Source organism: Roseovarius salis (genome assembly GCF_044472985.1).
Classification (GTDB): Bacteria; Pseudomonadota; Alphaproteobacteria; order Rhodobacterales; family Rhodobacteraceae; genus Roseovarius; species Roseovarius salis.
In genome coordinates this window covers 1-2,291 of sequence record NZ_JBISDG010000090.1, presented here as the reverse complement: position 1 = coordinate 2,291, position 2,291 = coordinate 1, and the positions used below count along the sequence as shown (strand labels likewise).

Annotated in this window: 3 protein-coding genes; all 3 read right to left on the bottom strand. The window is 65.8% G+C overall.

The genetic code is table 11. The annotated features are described in order from the left end of the window. On the bottom strand, window positions 1–1,506 hold a 1,506-nt coding region (gene tnpC / locus ACH13J_RS18255), incomplete at its 3' end, for an IS66 family transposase (RefSeq protein WP_397544770.1). A gap of 62 nt (window positions 1,507–1,568) precedes the next feature. After that, window positions 1,569–1,916, bottom strand: a complete 348-nt coding sequence (gene tnpB / locus ACH13J_RS18250; protein WP_397544769.1) for an IS66 family insertion sequence element accessory protein TnpB — start codon at window positions 1,914–1,916, stop codon at window positions 1,569–1,571. After that, the coding region (gene tnpA, locus ACH13J_RS18245) for an IS66-like element accessory protein TnpA (RefSeq protein ID WP_397544768.1) at window positions 1,913–2,291 on the bottom strand (379 nt) is incomplete at its 5' end. The genes tnpA and tnpB, both read right to left, overlap by 4 nt.

Here is a 2,291-nt window from a genome sequence, read left to right as displayed (position 1 = left end):
GTTCATCTTCGCGGTTTCGATCACGGTCATCGCGCGCGCCAGTGTTTCGCCACCGGTGTCCGATCCTGCGAACAGCCAGTTTTTCCTGCCTACGCCGATCGGACGCATGGCGCGCTCGGCTGCATTGTTGTCGATCGCGACGCGGCCGTCGTCCAGGAAGAGCGTGAAGGACGTCCAGCGGTTCAGGGCGTAGCGGAAGGCCTTGGCCAGATCGCTCTTGCCGGGGATGCGGGTGAGCTGTTGCTCGGCCCAGGTCTTGAAGGCTGCGACCTTGTCGGCGCTGTATTTCTTGCGGGCCGCAAGCCGTCTTTCCGAGGATTGCCCGGCCACCTTGCGTTCGATGTCGTAGAGTTTTCCGATGCGGTCGAGGGCCTCACGGGCGATGTCGGACTGGGTAGCAGTCCAGACATCGTGGAAGTCGCGCCTGAGGTGCGCCCAGCAGGCAGCCTCGCGGAACTGTTGCGTGCCGTCTGCGCGCCGCTCGTAGAGGTCCTTGAATCCGGAATAGGCGTCCGCCTGCAGAATGCCGCCGGACTTTGCGAGATGACCCCGCGGATGCTCGCCTTTTCGGTCCGGCGAGAAGTAGTAGACGACACCGGGCGGCGCGGCGCCCGACCATGGCCTTTGATCTCGGACATAGGCCCAGATCCGGCCTTGCTTCACGCCCTTTCCGAGGCCCTTGTCCTTGCGAGACCTGTCCAGCACGCGGATGGGAGTATCGTCGGCGTGCAGGATCGTGCTGGCCATCACGTCGGCCTCGATCTTCTCGATCAGCGGGTTCAGAGCCTTCATCGCGCCGCCGCACCAGTCGACCATCGTGGTGTCCGGGATGTCGACACCCATGCGCGCGAAGATCTCGTTCAGGCGATAGAGCGGGACGTGATCGTCGAACTTCGAGACGAGGATGAAGGCCAGCAGGCTTGGTCCTGCCATGCTGCGCGGGATCGGCCGGCTGGGGGCGGGCTCCTGGACCATGCGCTCGCAGCGGCGGCAGGACTTCTTCACCCGGGCGATCTCGATGACCTTGATCTGCGCCGCGATCATGTCGAGCAGTTCGCTGACATCCTCACCGACCACGCGCAGGTCACCACCGCAATCGGGACAGGCGTCCCCGGGGTCCAGTTCACGCCGCTCGCGCGGCGTGTCCTTCGATACGCGCGGCCGGCGACGTTGTTTCTTCTCAGGCGCGGCCTCGGCCTCTTCGGCCGGCGGCGGTCCCTGTTCCAGGGTCTCGTCCTCCTCCGGCGGCGTGTCGTCAGCCTCCGCCTTGGCCACCATCAGATCCTCGAGCGCCAGTTCGAGCTGTTCGATCTCGCGCTCGATCTTCTCCGAGCTGGCGCCGAACTTCTGCTTCTTGAGCTTCGCGATCCGGATCCGCAACGCCTGCACGAGCAGGTCGTGGGCGCGCAACGTCGCCGACATCTTCGCGTTTTCCGCCTCGAGCGCGGCGATGATCGCCTTCAAGACGGCGGGGTCATCGGGCATTTGTGCTGATGTTTGCGACATGCCCATTCATAGCACGCGGCACTATGGCGCACCAGAAAAACAAACGAATTCAGTGTCATGAATTACCCGACCCGGGCTGGTGGCGCTCCCCAATCAGGCCGTCGCCAGTCGATCCCTTCCCACAGCATCGCCAGCTGCGCCGAGGTCAGCCGGACCGCGCCGTCACTCGCGCTCGGCCACGGAAAGCGCCCCCGCTCCAGGACCTTGTAGTAGAGGCAGAACCCCTGACCATCCCAGTAGAGAAGCTTCACCCGGTCGCCCTTGCGGCCACGGAACGCAAACACCGCCCCACCCGCGGGCTTCTGCCGCAACTGATCCTGCGCCAGCGCCGCGAGTCCCGCAATCCCCTTGCGCATGTCGGTGACCCCGCAGGCCAGGTAGACCCGCACCCCGGTTCCCGGCCCGATCATGCCGTCTCCAGAAGCCGCACAAGCCGGGAGAGCGCCGCGTCATCAATCCCGTCGGCGCAGCGCAACTGCCGGCCATTGCGCAGCACCACCGTGATCTCCGCCGCCGTCCTGCCAGACACCCTCGCAGCTTCCGCCTCCCGCGCCGGCGCCAACTCCACCGGAAGAAACACCGACCCCTCGCCCGCGGGCCAAAGCCCCTTGCGCCGCATCTCCCGCCGCCACTGGTAGATGTGTTGGCGCGTCACGTCATGACGCCGGGCGACATCCGCCACTGTCCAGCCGCTCATCCCGACTTCGCCAAGGATCGCCAGCTTGGCCTCGTCAGTCCAGCGTCGCCGACGCTCGGCGCGCACCACAACCTCGTCTCGCACGATA

Coding starts and splice junctions, on each gene's coding strand:
- tnpB (WP_397544769.1), bottom strand. CDS start 1,916: ATGATCGGGCCGGGAACCGGGGTGCGGGTCTACCTGGCCTGCGGGGTC.